Annotated in this window: 17 protein-coding genes; 2 read left to right on the top strand and 15 right to left on the bottom strand. The window is 57.9% G+C overall.

The annotated features are described in order from the left end of the window. Positions 1-3 precede the first annotated feature (3 nt). From B150_RS0110560 to B150_RS0110495, 14 genes are all read right to left on the bottom strand, one after another. Positions 4-786: a cell division protein FtsQ/DivIB gene (locus B150_RS0110560; protein WP_020399893.1), complete on the bottom strand. Its 783-nt coding sequence runs from the start codon at positions 784-786 to the stop codon at positions 4-6. Then, positions 783-1715, bottom strand: a complete 933-nt coding sequence (gene murB, locus B150_RS0110555) for a UDP-N-acetylmuramate dehydrogenase (RefSeq protein WP_020399892.1) — start codon at positions 1713-1715, stop codon at positions 783-785. Before murB ends, B150_RS0110560 begins: the two co-directional genes overlap by 4 nt. After that, a complete protein-coding gene (murC, locus tag B150_RS0110550; RefSeq protein WP_020399891.1) occupies positions 1712-3127 on the bottom strand; it encodes a UDP-N-acetylmuramate--L-alanine ligase in 1416 nt (471 codons plus the stop codon). The genes murB and murC overlap by 4 nt, the downstream gene beginning before the upstream one ends. Next, a complete protein-coding gene (murG, locus tag B150_RS20635; RefSeq protein ID WP_020399890.1) occupies positions 3124-4233 on the bottom strand; it encodes an undecaprenyldiphospho-muramoylpentapeptide beta-N-acetylglucosaminyltransferase in 1110 nt (369 codons plus the stop codon). Before murG ends, murC begins: the two co-directional genes overlap by 4 nt. Continuing rightward, complete coding sequence (gene ftsW / locus B150_RS20630; RefSeq protein ID WP_020399889.1) at positions 4230-5381, bottom strand: putative lipid II flippase FtsW; 1152 nt, start codon at positions 5379-5381, stop codon at positions 4230-4232. The genes murG and ftsW overlap by 4 nt, the downstream gene beginning before the upstream one ends. After that, positions 5378-6742, bottom strand: a complete 1365-nt coding sequence (murD, locus tag B150_RS0110535) for a UDP-N-acetylmuramoyl-L-alanine--D-glutamate ligase (RefSeq protein ID WP_020399888.1) — start codon at positions 6740-6742, stop codon at positions 5378-5380. Before murD ends, ftsW begins: the two co-directional genes overlap by 4 nt. Positions 6743-6748: 6 nt before the next feature. Continuing rightward, a complete protein-coding gene (gene mraY / locus B150_RS0110530; RefSeq protein WP_020399887.1) occupies positions 6749-7825 on the bottom strand; it encodes a phospho-N-acetylmuramoyl-pentapeptide-transferase in 1077 nt (358 codons plus the stop codon). Beyond that, a complete protein-coding gene (locus tag B150_RS20625; RefSeq protein ID WP_020399886.1) occupies positions 7815-9227 on the bottom strand; it encodes a UDP-N-acetylmuramoyl-tripeptide--D-alanyl-D-alanine ligase in 1413 nt (470 codons plus the stop codon). The genes mraY and B150_RS20625 overlap by 11 nt, the downstream gene beginning before the upstream one ends. A gap of 42 nt (positions 9228-9269) precedes the next feature. Further along, positions 9270-10745 (bottom strand): UDP-N-acetylmuramoyl-L-alanyl-D-glutamate--2,6-diaminopimelate ligase, encoded by a 1476-nt coding sequence (locus B150_RS0110520; protein WP_020399885.1) that lies wholly within the window; start codon positions 10743-10745, stop codon positions 9270-9272. A gap of 19 nt (positions 10746-10764) precedes the next feature. Beyond that, the gene (locus B150_RS0110515) at positions 10765-12450 is read right to left on the bottom strand and encodes a peptidoglycan D,D-transpeptidase FtsI family protein (RefSeq protein ID WP_020399884.1); all 1686 of its coding nucleotides are present in this window, start codon (positions 12448-12450) and stop codon (positions 10765-10767) included. Next, entirely contained in the window at positions 12447-12830 is a 384-nt protein-coding gene (gene ftsL / locus B150_RS20620) for a cell division protein FtsL (RefSeq protein ID WP_020399883.1), read from the bottom strand. The genes B150_RS0110515 and ftsL overlap by 4 nt, the downstream gene beginning before the upstream one ends. Then, on the bottom strand, positions 12830-13810 hold the full coding sequence (rsmH, locus tag B150_RS0110505; protein WP_020399882.1) for a 16S rRNA (cytosine(1402)-N(4))-methyltransferase RsmH: 981 nt from the start codon (positions 13808-13810) through the stop codon (positions 12830-12832). The genes ftsL and rsmH overlap by 1 nt, the downstream gene beginning before the upstream one ends. Further along, entirely contained in the window at positions 13807-14274 is a 468-nt protein-coding gene (locus B150_RS20615; RefSeq protein WP_020399881.1) for a division/cell wall cluster transcriptional repressor MraZ, read from the bottom strand. Before B150_RS20615 ends, rsmH begins: the two co-directional genes overlap by 4 nt. A 386-nt stretch (positions 14275-14660) precedes the next feature. Continuing rightward, positions 14661-16133, bottom strand: coding sequence for a S41 family peptidase (locus B150_RS0110495; RefSeq protein ID WP_162139689.1), 1473 nt, complete (start codon positions 16131-16133; stop codon positions 14661-14663). A gap of 166 nt (positions 16134-16299) precedes the next feature. Between B150_RS0110495 and B150_RS22395 the strand changes: the two genes are divergently transcribed. Both B150_RS22395 and hemN read left to right on the top strand, forming a co-directional pair. Next, on the top strand, positions 16300-17538 hold the full coding sequence (locus tag B150_RS22395) for a winged helix-turn-helix domain-containing protein (protein WP_020399879.1): 1239 nt from the start codon (positions 16300-16302) through the stop codon (positions 17536-17538). Between the two features lie 108 nt (positions 17539-17646). After that, positions 17647-19002: an oxygen-independent coproporphyrinogen III oxidase gene (gene hemN, locus B150_RS0110485; protein ID WP_020399878.1), complete on the top strand. Its 1356-nt coding sequence runs from the start codon at positions 17647-17649 to the stop codon at positions 19000-19002. A gap of 171 nt (positions 19003-19173) precedes the next feature. Here hemN and B150_RS0110480 read toward each other — a convergent pair whose 3' ends face one another. After that, positions 19174-19803, bottom strand: a complete 630-nt coding sequence (locus B150_RS0110480) for an OmpW/AlkL family protein (RefSeq protein ID WP_020399877.1) — start codon at positions 19801-19803, stop codon at positions 19174-19176. Positions 19804-19881: the final 78 nt, after the last annotated feature.

Raw genomic sequence — 19881 nt, 5'->3', positions numbered from 1 at the left:
TTTCTACGTTGCCCAACCGGTGCCATCCATCAGGCGGTGACCGTCCGGCGATACTCTCATAATCATCCTGTCTGGCAGGCGCATATCAATGACACTGACCTCGCGTTCAAGCAAGCGATACTGCGTTTGAAGTTCGGCAAATTTTTGCCACGCGGTTTGCGCGTCATAGGGTGCCGGAGCGCCTTCTGGCAGCTTCACGCGGACGCCATTGTCAAACACTAGGTCCCAGCGGCGGTCACTGACGCGCACAGCGGTTTTCACGCGCGCAGAAAGTTCAGGGTATTGGTCAAGTAGCGCATAGAGATCATGCGCGCCTTGTTCCGCCCCGGTACCCACAACCAGCATCAGATGTGCATAGTTTTTCAGGCCATGGCTCGTGATCACATGGCCGCTCTCATCAATCAGGCTGATCGTGCCTTCACGCTGCCACAGCGCAAAGGGTTCACGTTCTGTCAGTTGGATTTTGAGCTTGCCGGGCAGGATGCGTGTGACCTCGGCCTTTTTGACCCATGGCAACAGTTCAAGCTGTGTGCGGATATTTTCTAGATTGATCGACAGAAGCGGCACGCCCTTGTCCACATCAAGGGCAGCCAGCACGTCGCTACGGTTGGCGCGCACGAGGCCGTCAAGCTCGAGGTCATTGAGCACAAACCCCGCATCGCGGGAGCGTTCCATGAACCAGCTGTCGATGGTCGGAGCAAGCCAGGTACCATAGGCAACGCCGCTCGCGATCAGCCCGAGGGTGAAGATTAGCCCACGCTTGTGCTTGAGGGCGGTCTGGATCATGCCTCACCTGCCCCGGCCTTACGGCCGATGATGGCGATTTCCCACTCAAGGTCGACGCCCGAATGTGCTTTCACCTTCTCGCGCACCATTTCGCCCAAGGTCTCAACGTCTTCCGCTGTTGCTTCGCCGTGGTTGATGAGGAAATTACAGTGCTTTTCAGAAACCTGCGCATCACCGACACGGAGCCCACGACAGCCTGCAGCGTCAATCAGCTCCCAAGCCTTTTTACCTGCCGGGTTCTTGAAAGTGCTGCCGCCGGTGCGGGTGCCAATGGGCTGGCTTTCCTGTCGCTCGTTTGAGATTTCAGACATACGCTCAAAAATCTCAGCCTCGTCGCCCGTTTTGGTGTGGAAGGAGGCACGCAGGAAAATCAGGTCTTTGGCAGCTTCCGACTTGCGGTAGCTGAAACCAAAGTCTTCCGCGCGCAGTTCATGCACGTGGCCGTAACGGTCAACTGCATGGGCATGAATAAGCACATCAGCGATTTCCTTACCGTAGGCCCCCGCATTCATACGGAGGGCACCACCGATCGTGCCCGGCACGCCGACCATGAACTCAAGGCCCGCGAGACCCGCTTTCGCGGCAGCGCGTGCCACATGCACATCCATCGCGGATGCGCCGGCCTTCACCACATCACCGCGGATTTCAATTTCGGAGAACGCGCGACCGAGCCGGATGACCACGCCTTCCACGCCCCCGTCGCGCACAAGGAGGTTGGAGCCCACGCCAATCACCGTGAGCGGAATGTCACTCGGCACATGGCGCAGGAATGAAACAAGGTCAGCCTCGTCGGCTGGTTCAAACAGCACATCGGCCGGGCCACCGGTCTTGAACCAACTGAGCCGCGACAACGGCGCACCTTCTACAAGGCGGCCTTTTACGTGTGGCAACCGGTCGATAAAGGCATAGTGTTTTGTCGCAACCATCATTGTGATTTCTCCATCGCCTCAAGTGCGGCAGGCAAATCGTTGGCCCACTTCGTGATTGATCCGGCGCCGAGGCAGACGACAACGTCGCCTGGCCTCGCACGCCGGTGAACGGCCTCAGCGAGGTCCGTTTCGCCATAGATTACGTCGACCTGCCGGTGCCCGTGATCCTTGAGGCCAGCGGCCAGACCGTCACGGTCCGCGCCCTCAATCGGGCTCTCACCCGCCTCATACACAGGCGCCACAATGACGGTATCCGCATCATTGAAGCAGGTGCAAAATTCTTCAAACAGGCTCTTGAGCCGCGTGTAACGGTGCGGCTGCACCACGGCGATCACGTTGCGGTCAAAGCTTTCGCGCGCAGCTTTCAGCACGGCTGCAATCTCAACCGGGTGGTGGCCATAGTCATCGATGATGGTGATGTCGTTCACCACACCTGTTTTGGTGAACCGGCGCTTCACACCGCCGAAGTTGGCAAATGCGGCCTTGAGCGTGGCGTCATCAACCTGCATCTCAAGCCCGACCGCGACGGCAGCGAGCGCGTTTTGCACGTTGTGCATGCCCGGCATCGGTAGTTTCACACCGGCGATCAGGCGGCTGTCACCGCCGGTGCGGTCCCGCACCGATACGTCAAACGATACGGCACCATGTTTGGAGACAACATTCACCGCGCGCACATCAGCCTGCGCGGAGGTGCCGTACGTGATGTATCTGCGACCATGCAGGTGCGAGACAAGCCCCTGCACTTCAGGGTGATCGATGCACAGGATGGCGGCACCATAAAACGGAATACGGTCCAGGAAAGCTTTGAACGCCTCTTTCTCCGCATCAAAGGTGCCGTAGAAATCGAGGTGTTCTGCATCCATGTTGGTGACTACAGCAATGGTTGCCGGAAGCTTGACGAAGGTACCGTCGCTCTCGTCCGCCTCAACCACCATCCAGTCGCCCTCACCCAGCCGGGCGTTAGTGCCGTAGCTGTTGATGATGCCTCCGTTGATAACTGTCGGGTCGATGTGCGCAGCTTCAAGAACTGCGGCTACCATCGACGTCGTGGTAGTTTTTCCGTGTGTGCCGGCGACAGACACACACCATTTGAGGCGCATCAGTTCCGCCAGCATTTCAGCCCGACGCACAATAGGCAGCAGCTTTTCGCGCGCAGCAACCAGCTCTGGGTTTTCTTTCTTGATCGCGGAAGAGATAACAACAACCTTGGCATCACCGAGGTTTTCGCCCGTCTGCCCGATTTTCACATCAATGCCCATGCCGCGCAGCCGCACGACGTTCGCATTCTCCGCCGCATCGGAACCCTGCACACTATAGCCAAGGTTGTGCATCACCTCGGCAATGCCGGACATACCAATGCCGCCAATGCCAATGAAATGCACAGTGCCGATATCAAACGGGATACTCTTCATCGGGTCTCGCCCTCCTTACTCGCGATACTCTTTACAATGGCTGCCAAACGGTCTGCCGCGTTCAGGCACGCAACACCACGCATGGCTTCGGATGCGTTCGATAGCGTGCTTGGGTCAGCCAACAGGTCTGTCAATTTCTTGGCCAATGCCTCAGCCGTGAATTTGGCTTCCGGCATGACCCAACCGCCACCCGCGCGTTCAATCACACCGGCGTTTGCGGTCTGGTGATCGTCCGCCGCGATGGCAAGCGGCACCATGATGGCCGGGCGCCCCATGGCGGAAAGTTCCGCCACGGTGGATGCGCCAGACCGGCAAATCACAAGGTGGGAGCGCAGCAGGATGGCGCCCACATCGTCAAAATAGGCTTCAACCGTGTGTTTGATACCAGCCTTCGCATAAGCTTCGCGCACACGTTCAACGTCTTCAGGCCGTGCCTGATGGGTAACCTCCACCCGGCTACGAACTGGCATTGGCAGGGAGGCAAGTGCTGCCGGCACTACGTCAGAGAGGATACGCGCACCCTGGCTACCGCCAATCACCAACAGGCGCACATCGCCAAAACCGAAGGGGACCGAATAAGCGATGTTCGACAGTTTGGAAATCTGGCGGCGGACCGGGTTGCCCGTTACTTCTGTATAAGCTGCGGCTGGGACCCGTTCGCTATGCTCCAGCGATAGCGCCACAACACGCGCTCCCTCCGCCATAAACCGGTTCACACGCCCTAGCACTGCATTCTGCTCATGAAGCACATAAGGCACGCCCTTGCTTCGCGCCGCCAGCACTGCAGGCATGGACGGATAACCGCCAAAGCCAACCACAACAGCTGGCGTGCGTTTTTTGAACTGGCCGCGCACCTGAAAGGTATTCTTGATGATCGAGAGCACGGACCGCACCTTGCCCATCAGCCCGCCACCCATGTGGCTTGAGGTATCGAGCACATACCGGTTCACGTCCACGAGCGCATTCTTGATCGCATCGCCACGCGGGTCCGTGACCAAGAGCACGTCATAGCCATCACGCGACAGTACGTCAGCAACGGCCTCAGCCGGCATCATGTGCCCACCAGTGCCGCCTGCTGCCAGTACGATGTAACGCGCATCGCTCATTCAGCGGCCCTCCAGCCAAGGGGGTCCATGCCCGGCTTGATAAAGCGGTTGCGGCGTGTAAGCGCCAGCACCATGCCCATACCAATCGCGAGCGCGAGCATCGAGGAACCACCGGCCGAGATGAACGGCAGGGTCATGCCTTTGGACGGCAGAAGCGCAAGGTTCACACCGATGTTGATGAGTGTCTGAAGGCCGAACTGCATAATAAGGCCCGCAGCCGCCAGCAAGCGGAATGGGTTCTCTTCTTCAAGAAGGTGTGCAAGGCCGCGAACAACAAGGCCCGCGAACAGGATCAGCAGCATCACACATGCGATAGCGCCGAACTCCTCGCCCACCACAGCAAAAATATAGTCAGTGTGTGCGTCTGGCAGGTGCAGTTTTACTGTGCCCTCACCCGGTCCCTTGCCCAGCATGCCGCCACTCTCGAAAGCCTGCATGGCTTTGTCCATCTGGTAGGTGTCGCCGCTTTCAGGGTTGATAAAGCGGTCGATACGGCTCGCGACGTGGGGCAGCAGTGCGTAGCCAAGGCCAAGCCCCAGAATACCAACAACGCCCGCCAGCATCAGCCACATGAGCGGCAGCCCAGCAAGCGCCATTTGCGCCATCCATACGGTGCTAACGAGCACGGTCTGGCCGAAGTCGGGTTGCAGTACCAGTAGCATGACAACGAGCATATAAAGCCCGAACGCCACTTTCTTCGCGGGGATTTTTTCATCCGTGAAGTGGCTGGAGAGCACCCATGCCGTCGTCACGATAAAGAAAGGTTTCAGGAATTCGCTTGCCTGGAAAGTATAGCTGCCAATTTGCAGCCAGCGGGTAGCGCCCTTGATCTCAGGCCCGATGATCAGCGTGAGCACGGTGAGGCCGAGCATCACCGGGAAGCCCAGCACCGCAAAGCGCCGTACAAGCTGAACTGACATCATGGAAATACCCAAGACTGTAAAGAAGGCGAGCGTCAGGAAAAACGCTTGTTTCTTCACAAAGTGCAGCGGGTCAAGTCCAAGCCGTTCCGCCACCGCCGGGCTTGCCGTCAACGTCAACCAAATGCCGACGGTGATCAGCACCAGAATAAGCGCCAGCATCCAGCGGTCTACTGTCCACCACCAGCGAGAAAGAACCGAGTTGTCACTGCGTGAGAAGGCAATCATGCGGCTTCCTCCTCAATCTTTTTAACGAGGCTGCGGAATACTTCGCCGCGCGCTTCAAAATCACGGAATTGGTCAAACGCGGTGCAGGCCGGCGACAGCAGGATCACATCGCCTTCCGCCGCACTTGCAAATGCTGCATCAATGGCATGCGAAAGGTCGGCGCAGTCCGTCACGTCAACACCGCCACCCACATCATGGGCGATGGCGTCTGCGGCTTCGCCAATCAGGTAAGCGTGTTTCACACTTGTCATCAGCGGCAGAAGCGCACTGAAATCTTTTTCCTTGGGGCGGCCACCAGCAATCCAGTGGATACTGTCAAACGCCTTCAGGGCCCGGGACGCTGCGTCCACATTCGTCGCCTTGCTGTCGTTCACGAAGCGTATACCACGAACATAAGCGATGGTTTCCTGCCGGTGCACAAGCCCGGGGAAACTGCCAAACGCCTTGAGAATATCTTCACCATGGAAACCGAGGATACGGCCTGCAGCATAGGCTGCAGCCATATTCTGCCAGTTGTGGCTACCAAGCAGCATGGGCGCATGCGCAAGCAGATCGCCATAGGATACCGCTTCACCGTCCAGCGCATCGAAAAGCTCGCCGTCCAGCACATACACACCGCCAGACACCGGCTTCTCGACCGAGATCGGCACCGCACGGCCGGAAACACCGGCAATCATCGCGGCACCGTGCCGGTCGTCCACACTGATGATGGCGACGGACTGGTTGTCCTGCATATCAAACAGGCGCTTTTTCGCGCGCACATAGCCGTCAATATCACCGTGCCGGTCCAAGTGGTCCGGCGTGATGTTGAGAAGGATGGCGATATTGGCGTTAAACGCTTTTGTCAGGTCCAGCTGGAATGAGGACATCTCAAGCACATAAACACCGCCTGCATCGAGCGGGTTCAAGGACAGCACACCTTTACCGATATTGCCGCCAATGGCCGAAGGGCGGCCACAAGCTTCAACCATATGGCCGATAAGTGCTGTCGTCGTCGACTTGCCGTTGGTGCCGGTAATCGCAACCACCTTGTGAACCGGAAGGTCGGTGCGTGCGGCTTCAAAAACGTCAAAGTCGCTGATGATGGGCGTACCCGCCTCAGCGCACTTGGTCACAAGCGCATGAGGTTTCGGGTGCGTGAGCGGCACACCGGGCGCCAGCATCAAGGCATCAAGCTCGCCCGCGTCCATCGCATAAAGGTCATGGGCTGCATGATCCACAGCCGCACGGCGTTCCTCCGCGTCATCCCAAGCGAAAACGTCCGCGCCCGATGCCTCAAGCGCGTGCACCGCCGCAACGCCTGTGCGGGCCAGCCCAAAGACGCCGATCTTTTTATCTTTATATGCCGGGGCGGTGATCAATCTCGCTTACCTCAGCTTCAGGGTTGCAAGGCCAACAAGCGCGAGGATCACGGCGATAATCCAGAAGCGGATCACAATCGTGGGCTCAGCCCAGCCTTTTTGTTCATAGTGGTGATGGAGCGGCGCCATGCGGAAAACCCGCTTGCCGGTCAGTTTGAAGGAGAACACCTGCACAATCACCGAAATGGTCTCAAGCCAGAAGAGGCCGCCAATGATGGCCAGCGCCACTTCATGTTTGGTGATAATCGCCATGGTCCCAAGCGCGCCACCGAGCGCGAGGGAGCCAGTATCGCCCATGAACACCATTGCAGGCGGCGCGTTGAACCAGAGGAAACCAAGCCCCGCGCCAATGATGGCACCGGCAAGAACAGCCAGTTCACCTGCGCCCGCAACATAGGTCACACCCAGATACTGCGAGTACACCGTACTACCCACCAGGTAAGCAATGAAACCGAAGGCCGCAGCAGCGATGATGACAGGCATGGTGGCGAGGCCATCAAGGCCGTCCGTCAGGTTCACAGCATTGCCGCACCACACGACCACGAGCATCGCAAACGGAATATAGAGGAAACCAAGGTCAATCAGCAGGTTCTTGGCAAACGGAAGCGCCAAGGTCGGGCTTTCAAGGTCCGCAACCATATAGGCAACTGCGCCCGCGATCGCGAATTCGCATGCGAGGCGGATCTTGCCCGAAACACCGTCAGAGGTGCGCTTGGTAACCTTCAGGTAGTCATCAACAAAACCGATGGCACCGAAACCGAGTGTGACAGCTAGAACAGCCCACACATAAGGGTTCGAAAGGTCCGCCCACAGGAAGGTGGAGACACCGAGCGCAAGCAGGATCATGAAGCCACCCATAGTGGGTGTACCAGCCTTGTTCACGATGTGGCTTTGCGGGCCATCTTCCCGGATTGGCTGGCCTTTTTTCTGTTTTGCCTTCAGCCAGCGAATGATTTTCGGGCCGAAGATGAAACAGATGATCAGCGCCGTGAGAACCGCGCAGCCAGTCCGGAAAGTGAGATAACGAAAGAGGTTAAAAAAGCCGTGTTGCTCCGCGAGCGGGGCTAAAAGGTTATAAAGCATGACGAACTCCCAACATTCTGTCAGCGCTATCGTCGGCAGCTTCGCGTTCGTTGATTTCGAGTAAATCATCAACCAACTGACCAAGCCCGGCGCTGTTTGCCCCTTTTATCATGATCGCATCGCCATCGCGCAGCATTTCCGCGATATTTCTCGCAGAATTTTTTTCCATTTCCCAACGTTCGGTATTGATTTCTGCCGCACGGCCAACTTTGGCCATACGCGGCCCGAATGCGATGACCCGGTCAACGCCGAAACGTTGTAGGTCGCGCACCAGTTTCAGATGAATTTCTTCGCTTTTCTCGCCCAGTTCCCGCATGTCCGCGAGCACCGCGATGCGGCGACCAAAACCTTTGGTCGGCGCGAGCGAAAGCCGGCGCAGCGCTGCTTTCATGCTGAGCGGGTTGGCATTGTAGCTATCGTCAATAAGCGTGCAGCGCGAATGACCAAGCTGCAGCGCATGGATACGGCCACGACCCGGTTCTGCCTGCAACTGCGCGAGCGCGAGGGCGGCATGACCGAGATCACCACCCGCGGCTTTGACAGCTGCGAGCACAAGAAGACTGTTCAGCACCCATTCGCGGCCTGGCTGGCCCACTTTGTAGGTGACTGTTGTGCCAAAAATGTCTGCGGTCAGACAGGTGCACGTACCGTGTTCCGTCATGCGCAGCGGCTTAACGTCCGCTTCGCCCGTTACAGACACAGTAATGAACTTCCGGCCACTCTGTTTCGCTTCCGCCTTCAGGATGTCCGCCCATTCATGGTCAACACCCAGGATGGCAACACCATCTTCGCTAAGCCCTTCAAAAACTTCCGCTTTTGAGCGCGCGATGTCTGACAGTTTCTTGAAGTTGGCTGCATGCGCCGCACCAATCGCGGTGATTACAGCGATATCCGGGTTCACGAGTTTTGCGTTGACGTGAATTTCGCCCGGCGCATTCATGCCAAGCTCAAACACACCGAAGCGGCTTTGGCGCGGCATGCGCGCCAGCGAAAGCGGGACCCCTACATGGTTGTTGAAGCTTTTGATGCTGGCGTGGGTTGCCTCGGTGCGCTCAAGCGCTTGCCGAAGCGCCTGTACTACGCTCGTTTTTCCGGCACTACCCGTCACAGCAATGATTTTGGCTGGAGCCCTGCGCCGCGCCTGTGTGCCCATGGCACGGAGCGCGTCCATCGTATCCGGCACATGCACAAGACGAAGGGCAGGAATGTCCTTGCCAGCCACATCCTCGCACACCAGTGCCGCCACTGCGCCGCGCGAGAAAGCATCGGCGACATGGTCATGTCCGTCTTGCCGTGCGCCCTTGAGCGCCACAAAAAGATCGCCCGGCAGCACATCACGGCTGTCGGTTTGCACACCATCCGCATACCATGGCTGCGCGCCTGCCCCGCCGCACGTTGCCATCAATTCTGCCGATGTCCATAAAGGTTCGTTAAAGTCCACGTTTCAGCCCCCGTTAGCCCCACTGACCTGCCCTGACGCCCCTGTCAGAATTTCCCGGACAGTCCCAATGTCCGAAAATGGCAGTATTTTATCGCCGACGGTCTGGCCCTCTTCATGGCCTTTACCGGCAACGATCAACATATCCCCCTGGCCAAGCGCGGCCATCGCGGTCTCAATGGCTTGCCTGCGGTCGCCCACTTCGGTGGCGTTAGGGCAGGCAACCAGAATATCCTTGCGGATCGCGCTTGCTTTTTCACTGCGCGGATTGTCGTCCGTCACATACACATGGTCCGCGAGCGCGGCGGCAATCTCACCCATTTGCGGGCGTTTGCCTGCATCGCGGTCACCACCACAGCCAAACACAACATGCAGGCTGTTCGGGTTATGACTGCGCGCGGCCTTTAAAACGGTTTTGAGGCCGTCTGGCGTATGCGCGTAATCCACGAACACCGAACCACCACTCGCGGTCTGGCCGATCAGTTCCATGCGCCCCGGCACACCTTTGAGCTGCTCAAGTGCAGCAAAGACAGCCTCAGCGTCGCCACCGGTCGCGAGCACAAGGCCCGCTGCCACCAGCGCGTTGTGTGCCTGAAAGTCACCTACAAGCGGCAATTCGATGGCATAGGCGCTACCGCAATAGCTAACCTCGATGCGCTGGCCGGCGGGTGTTACTTCCTGCGCCACCAGTTGCAGGACCGCGTCCTTGCTTCGACCAACTGTGATCAGCGACAGGCCACGCGCCCACGCGATATCCTCAAGGATGCAGCCCCATGGGTCATCAACATTGATAACCGCAGTGCCGCCGGGGCCAATCAGGTCGCCAAACAGGCGCGCCTTGGCGTAAAAATAGCCCTGCTCGGTCTTGTGATAGTCAAGATGATCCCGTGTCAGGTTGGTGAAGGCCGCCGCCCTGAGGCGCATACCGTCCAACCGGAACTGGTCAAGGCCGTGGCTTGAGGCTTCAATCGCAACATGGTTCACACCTTTGATCGCCAGCATATTGAGCGCGCGGTGTAGCGCCATGGGGTCAGGTGTTGTGAGCCCGCCCGGCTCCTGATAGCGCTCTGAGCGCACACCAAGCGTCCCCATGCTGGCAGCTGGGCTACCGATTACTTCCCAAATCTGGCGCGCGAAATCAGCGACGGAGGTTTTACCGTTGGTGCCAGTCACCGCAACCTGCACTTCGGGCTGACGACCACAAAAACGGGCAGCAAGCTGCGCGTAACGGCGGCGTGGGTTCACATCCTCGATCACCGGAACGCCGACATCAGCGGCATTAAAGCCGTCTGTCGTCAGGACCGCTGAAGCACCGGCGTCAACAGCCGCCTTGATAAACAAACGGCCATCCACCTTGGTGCCAGGAAGTGCGACGAACAGGTCACCGGCCTTCACAGCGCGGCTGTCCACGGTCATGCCGGAGATTTCAACATCCCCCGCAACCGTTGCACCCCCAAGAAGCTGTGCCAGTGTCAGCGCCATTTACCGCCGAAATCCTTCCTCAGTCTTTCTCAATCATCATGGCGAGCTGTTGATAGAGCCCGTCATCCTCACGCTTTGGTGCCACGCCGAGAAGCGGTGCAGTCCGAAGCACAACGTTTTTCACCACAGGCGCCGCTACCCAGCCGCCCGCGCGGAAGCCGAAAGTTTCTTTCGTACCGCGCGGTTCATCCAGAAGGGCGAACACCACATAGCGTGGGTCGTCCATCGGGTAGACGCCAACAAAAGAGGAAATCAGCGCGCGAGTGTCGTAGCCGCCCGCAACCGCTTTCTCTGCCGTGCCTGTTTTGCCCCCAATCCGGTAACCGACTGCATCAGCCCGGCCGCCTGTGCCTTTGGTGACAGCAAGACGAAGGAGCTGACGGATTTTCCGGCTGGTTGACTGCGAGATCACCTGCTTTCCTGTCCGCCAGGCGTCAGGATTCTCAACAACTGTGGCCGCATTAAGTCGCCCGCCGTTCACCATTGCGGAAATGCCGCTGGCGAGCTGAAGCGGGCTGACGGCGATGCCGTGACCATAGGAGATCGTCATGGTCGAAATCTTGCGCCAGGTCTCAGGATAGAGCGGCGCCCCCACTTCCGGCAGCTCGATATTGGATGGCTGCAGGAGGCCGATATTGCTCAGGAACGCTTGTTGACGCTCAGTCCCAAGATCAAGCGCCATCTGCGCCGTGCCAATATTCGACGAGAAGGCAAAAATCTCCGGCAGGGTCAGATAACGCGATTTCGGGTGGTCGTCATTGATGGTGAAGCGCGCGATGCGGATCGGCTTCGTGGCATCATAGCCATCATTAAGTGTTGCAACACCCTGGTCAAGCGCGGCCGCAAACGTGAAGGTCTTGAAGGTGGAGCCAAGCTCGTAAACGCCTTGTGTCACGCGGTTGAAACGCTCCTGCCCACCCGCACCAGACACGCTGTTCGGGTCAAAGTCAGGCAGGCTCACCATAGCGATCACTTCGCCGGTGTTCACATCCATCACGAGGCCCGCTGCACCAATAGCCTGGTGCGCGCTCATCGCGGCCTCAAGCTCATCGGTCAGCGCATATTGTACGCGGGTGTCGAGCGAAAGCTTGATCGGCTGGTCAATCATCGACTTGTCGGCGAGGCGGTCGTTGAAGTAGCGCTCAACACCGCCAAGGCCGTTGCCGTCAACGTCCACAAAACCGAGGGTGTGGGCCGCGAGGCGACCATGGGGATAAACCCGCTCTTCCTCACGCTGGAAATAGAACGCCGGGATGCCAAGCGCATTCACCTGCCATTTTTCACGCGGCGACAGTTTGCGCTTGAGCCAAACAAAGTGACGACCTGAGGCAAGCTTGCTCTCGACTTCAGCGAGCGAAAGATCCGGCAGCACGGATACCAGCTTCACCGCGGCCTCGTGTGCATCCTTGATTTCCTGCGGGTTCGCGTACAGCGAAGCGCCTTCGAGGTTGGTTGCCAGCACCTCGCCGTTACGGTCACGAATGTCTGCGCGCGAGAACTGCACCGCTGGCACCTCAATCTGACGGGACGCCACCTGCACTTCTTCAGGTGTCGACAAGCCAAGCTCAACCGTGCGCACCATCATCACCGCAAAGGCGGCAAAAAACAGCAAGACCGCAACCATCAACCGGTTGCGGGCTACCTCAAGCGCGCTCTTTTGCTGTCCTTCAAGTGACAGCCCTGCGTAGGATGATGCCGATCTCACAGACTGGTTCCTTTCTTGGCTTTCGGCTTGGCTTTATCGTCTTTTTTCTCTCCCCGGGCGGGCAGCAGCACGCCCGGGTCTTCTTCCGCCTCAACGCCCCGCGGGCGGAATGGAATGGTGGTCGGATCCTCAAGAATCTGCTCTGCCTTCGGTGGCATCAGCGCGAGGAAACGTACTGATTTGTCCTGCAGCGCCCGTGGGTTGGTGAGATACGCCCACTCAGCCTCAAGCACACGAATGGCCTCCCGGTCTTCGTGGATTTGCGCGGCAATGGCCTTCACCTTGTCCGCCCGCTCCTGCACGGCAAGCTTGAGCTGAAGCACAGCAGCACCAGCGATGATGGCGGTAATGGCGACAAGAATGGTGAACAGACGACGCATCAGCCTCTCCCCTTCTTGCCGCGCGATGCGGACCACGCAGGTGCTTCGGTGCGAGCTGCTGCGCGAAGCCGGGAAGAACGAGAACGCGGATTACGCCCCATCTCTTCCTCACCCGGCTTCACGGCTCCCCTGCTCTGCAGCTCGAAAGTAGGTTTTGGACCAGCGTCAACAGGCCCCGGCAGGTGACGACTGCCACCCGCGAGATTGCCGCTACGCTCGGCCATGAAATTCTTGACGATCCGATCTTCAAGTGAGTGGAAGCTCACCACTACAAGCCGGCCCTCAGGCTTCAGGATCGCTTCCGCGCCCATAAGGCCGCGCTTGAGTTCACCCAGTTCGTCATTCACATGAATACGGAGTGCCTGGAAAGTGCGCGTTGCCGGATGCACAGCGCGCTGCCCTTTCTTGACCGGCGGACGGCCAAGAATGCGCTCAATCAACCCTGCAAGGTCCTTGGTGCGCTGGAACGGCTTCTCAGCACGGTCTTTAACAATCGCTGCCGCAATGCGGCGCGACTTACGCTCCTCACCGTATTCATAAATGATGTTGGCAAGCTCTTCCTCGCCATAGGTATTCACAACGTCGGCCGCGCTTTCGCCCGACCGCGCCATGCGCATATCGAGGGGGCCATCTTCCTGGAAGGAGAAGCCGCGCTCGGCCTCATCAAGCTGAAACGAGGACACACCGATATCGAGCATCACACCGTCGATGGCGTCATAGCCCGCCTCAGGCAGCAGCGTCGCCATGTCGCCGAAACAGCCTTCAACGATAGCAAAGCGGTCACCAAACTCTTCAGCAAGTGGGGCCGCACGCTTGATTGCGTCCGGGTCGCGGTCAATCGCGACCACACGGCAATCAGCGGCCTCGAGCACCGCGCGGGTGTAACCACCCGCACCAAAGGTGCCGTCCACATAGGTTTCGCCAGCGCGTGGTGCCAGCGCCTCAACAACTTCATCAAGAAGCACCGGAATATGGCTCATGCCTGCCCCCCACCACCGAACGGCGGAAGCTTGGGTGCGGCTTCAGCCGCATGAGAAAGCTGATCCTTGAGGTGCGCCTGATATGCATCGGCACCCCAGATCTGGAATTTGCGGCCAAGACCAACAAATGTGGCGTGGGTATCAATACCTGCGGCATCGCGCATTTCTGCGGGCAGCATCACGCGCCCTTCAGGGTCGAACCCAAGCTGGCTGGCACCGGCAAGAATGGCGGTAGCGACGGACATCTGATCGGGGTTGAAGGGTCCAAAGTCGCCGTAAAGCCGGTCGGAAAGCTGCTCAAGGAAAGACATGTCCGCGCCTTCAATGCAGGGGAAATTCAGCGGACGGTAGACAACGATACCCGGGAAGTGGCTGGCGGCCACGGCCGAACGGAAAGACGCAGGGACCGAGACCCTGCCCTTCTTGTCGACCTTGTTTGTGAATGTGGACAGGAAAAATGCCATTGCCCAACAGTCCCCCGGTTTTTGCCCACCGCACCTGCCGCCAAACAGCGCGCGGTCGTCCAGAACGTCTTCTGAACCTATTTGGGATACCATGGTTTTTTATGGTTGGTCAATGGGACAACATGGGAATTAATGCATTTTCATGGGTTCCTGTTTTCACCTGAATATCTTTAATTTCCTTTTATTTTCATAATTTAACGCTGTTTGTTCCCGCTATGTTTTCACCAAAACGGGTGTTTGGGAATTCTCCCCCAAAGCCCGCTTTATGGGATTTCATGGGAACAGGGGCGCAAACAGAAAAAAGGGCCACACAAATGTGCAGCCCTTGATGGTTTTATAGTCCGGCCTTGTACGCGCAGGTCGCGCGCTGCCCTGCTCTGGCGCGGTTATTTGTTGGCGCGCAGTTTTGTCACCAACGCGTTGAGCACAACATCGTCCTTGGCGGGCACAATGGGTGATGTGATGGGCAGGTCAGGGGTGACACCGTCCGACTTGCGTTCGCCAGATGGGCGGATGATATGAGCTTTGGGGAAGCCGACCGAAATACCGGTCGCCGGCAAGGTGAAGGTTTCCATCGCACCATAGGTGGTTGCCATGTCCGACGTTTTTTCACCCGCAATGACACCAAAGCCATAGTCCTGCACCATCGCCGCAACTGTCACAGCGTTTGAATAGGAGTGACGGTTGATGAGCACATAGACCTGCCCTTCAAACTGCGCGCCGTCCCGCGGCTCCGCAAATGGTAGGTCAAATTCGAACATTTCACCCCGTGGGGTCTCCGCATATTTTTGCGCGAACACCCCCGAGACACCACTAGCTGCATCCGCATTTGCATCAAGCCGCGCCTGGTTGGACGCCGCCGCTTCATCACTTGAGCGGATCAGGAAAGCCGAGTTGAAGCGAAACGGTTTGTCGGCGAACCATGCCAGCATGGGATCGCTGAACGAGTTGTCGCCGCCCGGATTGTCCCTGAGGTCAATAATCAACTTGCGTGCCCCGCCCTCGATAAAACCCTCAAACGCGCTATCGATGAAAGCGACAAAGGCACTGTTGTCCCAAACCTCGTCCGGATTTTCAGCATTATAGAATGGGCCCGGCCGCAGATAAGCAATGCCACCGTCCAGCATTTTCTGAACGCGCTCAACCGAGCTTAACGCGAACTGTTCGGGTTGTTTTTCCGCCTCCTGCGACTGCGCTTCCCGCGTTGTGGCGGGCACGGTCACGGTGCGGGTCATCCCGGCTTGAGTGCGGAGCGTCAGCTCAAAACTCGGCACTTCGCCGATCTCAAGCCACAGATATTGTGGGAAAGAAAACTCCAGCAGGGAATGGGCAATATAGTCGGTATCGGCTGAGATGTTTGATGCCACACGGTCCAGCCAATATTTCATCGGCTTACCGTTAAGGCTCAGCATCTCATCGCCTGCGCTGATCTCCGCCAGGCCGGAATAATTCTCCCCCACGTAGGCGCGGCCATCAACAATGCGCGGGTAAATGGGGAAGTTCACACCGCCCTGCTCGCGGAACCTCGCATAGACAGCGCGCGAAAAATCTATCCGTGCATGGGCGACATTGCCGTAAGCAACAAACTTCTGGAATGCGACCTTCACATCAAACAGGCTGAGCGGCGTATTGAAAGACGCCAGCGTTTCGGTGTAGAGCGCATCATAGGCCTCCTTGTCCCGGTGGGCGTATAGGTCCGCATGCGCGCTTTTGAGGCTAGCGTAAAGGGCTTTAAAGTCAGACCGGATATCCTCCACCGCAATGATGCGGTCATCGCCTTCTTCTTCTGCGTGGATTGGGAAGGCTATAAGTAGCAGAAAGGCAAATGCCCTCGCTGTGTCAAAAATCATTCTTTTCATTGTCATCTCCAATTTGCCAATCAGGCACCTCGTTGATGCGAGTTGCGGCAGGAACAGTCCATGGCCGCGCGCTCCTATATTCCTGACAAAACCCTGACAAGCTTGAAATTACGCCTGTTTTCAGCTTTTCAACTCCGCTACCATCTGCGCCATGGATACGCCTGACATGAAAAAGAGAGCAATCAGCACACCCTTCAAGCTTGGGTACTGGACGGTATTTCCCGACACTGGCCGTATCACGCGCGGGGAAGAAACGATTGTGCTTGAACCCAAAGTGATGGGACTTCTGGAGTTGCTCGCTGGTGCGGACGGTGCTGTGCTGTCGCGTACCGACATTGAAAGCCAGCTTTGGGCCAATGTGTTTGTTGGCGAGGATACGGTTGCACGCACCGTCTCGCGCCTGCGCCGAGCGCTGGGCGACAGCGCCCAGAACCCGAGCTATATCGAAACACTGCCCAAACGCGGCTACCGCCTGATCGTACCTATTGAGCCTATCGAAGAAAAAACGGCGACGACCGGTGCACACAAACCCAAGCCCCGCTTTGCCATGGCATTGGCGGCCTATCTGGCAATTGCAGCGCTTGCGATCTACCTTCTCATCCCCGCGCCACAATCAAACTCCGAAGCAGAAAGCCTTACCGCGCGGGCGAATGACCTCTATATGCAGTTCACCCGCAGCAATAATGAGGCTGCAATAGCGCTTTATGAAAAAGTGCTTGCGATGGACAAAGACTATGCACCCGCGCAAGCGGGGCTCGCGAACGCCCTTGTGCAGCGTGTCATCCGCTGGCCCGCTTCACAGGATTTGGAGGGTGCTGGAAGCCTGGGTGAAGCCCTCGAGCGCGATATGCATGAGAGCGAGCCCGCAACCAAAATACTTTCCCGTGCCACAGCCCTCGCGGAACGCGCAGTGCGGCTTGCACCACGGGACGCAGACGCGCTCAAGGCCCTCGGTTTTGCGTACACGGCCCAAAACCGGATCGACGAGGCTGAAGCGATATATGAGCGCGCACTGAGCGTCGATGAAGACACATGGGAAGTAATGATCAACCTCAGCGAAATTCACACCATCAAGGGCGAGGCAGCTGAGAGCATCACCATGCTTGAGCAGGCGTTCGACACCATGGCACGTGTCTACCATCAGGAGCCACAGCGTGTAGGCCCATGGCAAGCCGCTGTTGGTGCGCTTGTGGGCAAGAAAAAGGAAGAAGCCGGCGCCCCGCAGGAAGCGGAGATATGGTACCGCCGCACGCTCGAAATCTCGCCGTTTGAACCGGAGGCTACCAAACGGCTCGCGGCGCTATTGCGGCAAGCTGGCGACGTGGCGCAGGCCAACCGTCTGTGCACCACCTTGCAGGAAAAGCTGGGCGCCGATGCGGCTTGCCCGGTTTCGGTCGCACCCTAAAAAGCGGTTATATTAAAGCCCTAATCCCGCCCCAGTTGACCTCGGTCAATTCTATTGCTCGTGACCTGCGCTAGGGAGAGCATAGGTCAGATGTAACGGGAGTAGACGATGCAGGCGTCCCATCACGCTTTACTCAAACGCAACACTCAAGTGCCGCGCTACACAAGCTATCCAACGGCACCACATTTTTCTGCCGCTGTGGGGAATGAAACCTTCACCGGCTGGCTGATGGAGCTTGAGGATCATGCCTCGCTATCGCTCTATTTCCACATACCCTATTGCCGGCAGATCTGCTGGTATTGCGGCTGTCACGCCAAGGCGACACGCAAGTACGAACCCGTGGAAGCCTATGTGGAAACACTGCTGACCGAGATTGAACTTGTCGCGAGCCGCCTTTCGGGCGGCCAGACAGTCAAGCATATCCATTTTGGTGGTGGTTCGCCCAGCATGCTGTCCGCAAATGACTTCACGCGCATCATGGCGCATGTGCGGCAGTATTACACCGTCGCACATGGTGCGGAGATCGCCATTGAGCTTGACCCACGCGAAGTATCGGAGGCCAAAGTCGCGGCCTATGCCAAAGCGGGCGTTACCCGCGCAAGCCTCGGCGTGCAGGATTTTCACGAGACAGTACAGAAGGCCATTGGCCGTCGCCAGCCCTTCCATGTGATTTATGATGCCGTTCAGCTGCTGAAGGACTACGGCATCCGCGACATCAACATGGACCTCCTTTACGGCCTGCCGCACCAGACCATCGCGGACATCGAGGAGAATGTGGATTTTGCCTCCGCACTGAGCCCGAGCCGCATCGCGCTTTTTGGCTATGCCCATGTGCCGTGGATGAAAAAGCACATGCGTCTGATTGATGAAGACGCTTTGCCAAACGGCGCCGAACGACTGGCTCAGTTCGATGCCGCGGCAAAACAGCTGGCGGAGCGTGGCTATACCGCCATCGGCCTCGACCATTTTGTGCGCGCGAGCGACGAGATGGCGAAAGCCCTGCATGCACGCACCCTGAAGCGTAATTTCCAAGGCTACACAACGGACGATGCTGATGCCCTGATCGGCTTTGGTGTGTCGGCCATCAGCGCGTTGCCGCAGGGTTACGCGCAGAACACGCTTGTGGCAGCGGATTATGAAAAAGCCGTCAGCGCGGGCAATCACCCAATCATCAAGGGGCGCGCACTATCGAGCGACGACCGTATCCGCCGCGCCGCCATTGAAGAGCTGATGTGTTTCTTTGAACTCGACCTTGAGCTTTTCACCGCCAAGCACATGCTGCCGCGCGACTATCTGGATGATGCACTTGGTGAACTGGAAGCACTGGCCGAGGAAGGGCTTGTGAAGATGAAGGGCCGCAAGGTCATTGTGCCAGCAGATGCCCGCCAGGCGGTGCGCCTCGCCTGCGCGGCTTTTGATGCCTATCTGAGCCCAAGCGCGCAGCGCCACGCACAGGTCGCATAAACACATTGTTCCATTGCCCGGGGTTCCCAATCACACCGGGCACAACTGAACCCGCAACACACCATGTGTCGCGGGTTCTTTTTGTTTATGGATTCACATGACGCAAACAGGGAAAAGCCCGCGACATCGTCATGCCGCGGGCTTCTTTTTTCGGAATCGCTCGGGTAGGGGTCAGAAGCGATAACCGAAACCTACACCAAGAACCCATGGATCGAGATCCACGTCGGCTGTTACCGCGCCACCATTGATGGACACATCGGTGTTCAGCCAGAGTTTCTTGGCATCAACGTTGAAATACCAGTTCTCTTTGATCCGGAAATCGACACCAGCCTGAAGCGCGTAGCCGAAACCGTTGTCATATTCGATATCGTTCACAGCACCTGGGTTGGAGCTATAGAAGAAGGTGTAGTTGAGGCCTGCACCAAGGTATGGCTTCACATCACCTTCAGGGTTGAAGTGATACTGCAGCAGCAGGGTCGGCGGCAGCGCCCAGGTGTGACCGAGGTCCACATCACCGATTGCGGTGCCAAGTGCCGATACATCGTGCTTCGAGGTCGCGAGGATCAGTTCAGCCGCCACATTCTGGGTGAAGAAATAAGTGATATCGAGTTCCGGCACGATGGAGCTGTCTACTTTGGCTTCACCGCCGATCGACACCGTGGAGCTTTCGTCAGGCGCCACATCAATCGCGCGCAGGCGAACGAGCCATGGGCTGTTGCCGCCTTCGGCCATTGCAGGAGTTGCTACAGCCCCAAGAGCCAGGGCACATACAGATGCTTTCAGGAGGTTTGAGATACGCATGGGTTTTTCCTCAAAATTTGTTCTGAAGCCTTGATACAGAACGGCGGGGAAAAACGGCTTGACGATTGTCAAATCTAT

This window comes from Kordiimonas gwangyangensis DSM 19435 = JCM 12864 (genome assembly GCF_000375545.1).
Classification (GTDB): domain Bacteria; phylum Pseudomonadota; class Alphaproteobacteria; order Sphingomonadales; family Kordiimonadaceae; genus Kordiimonas; species Kordiimonas gwangyangensis.
This window is presented reverse-complemented; position numbering and strand designations above follow the sequence as displayed.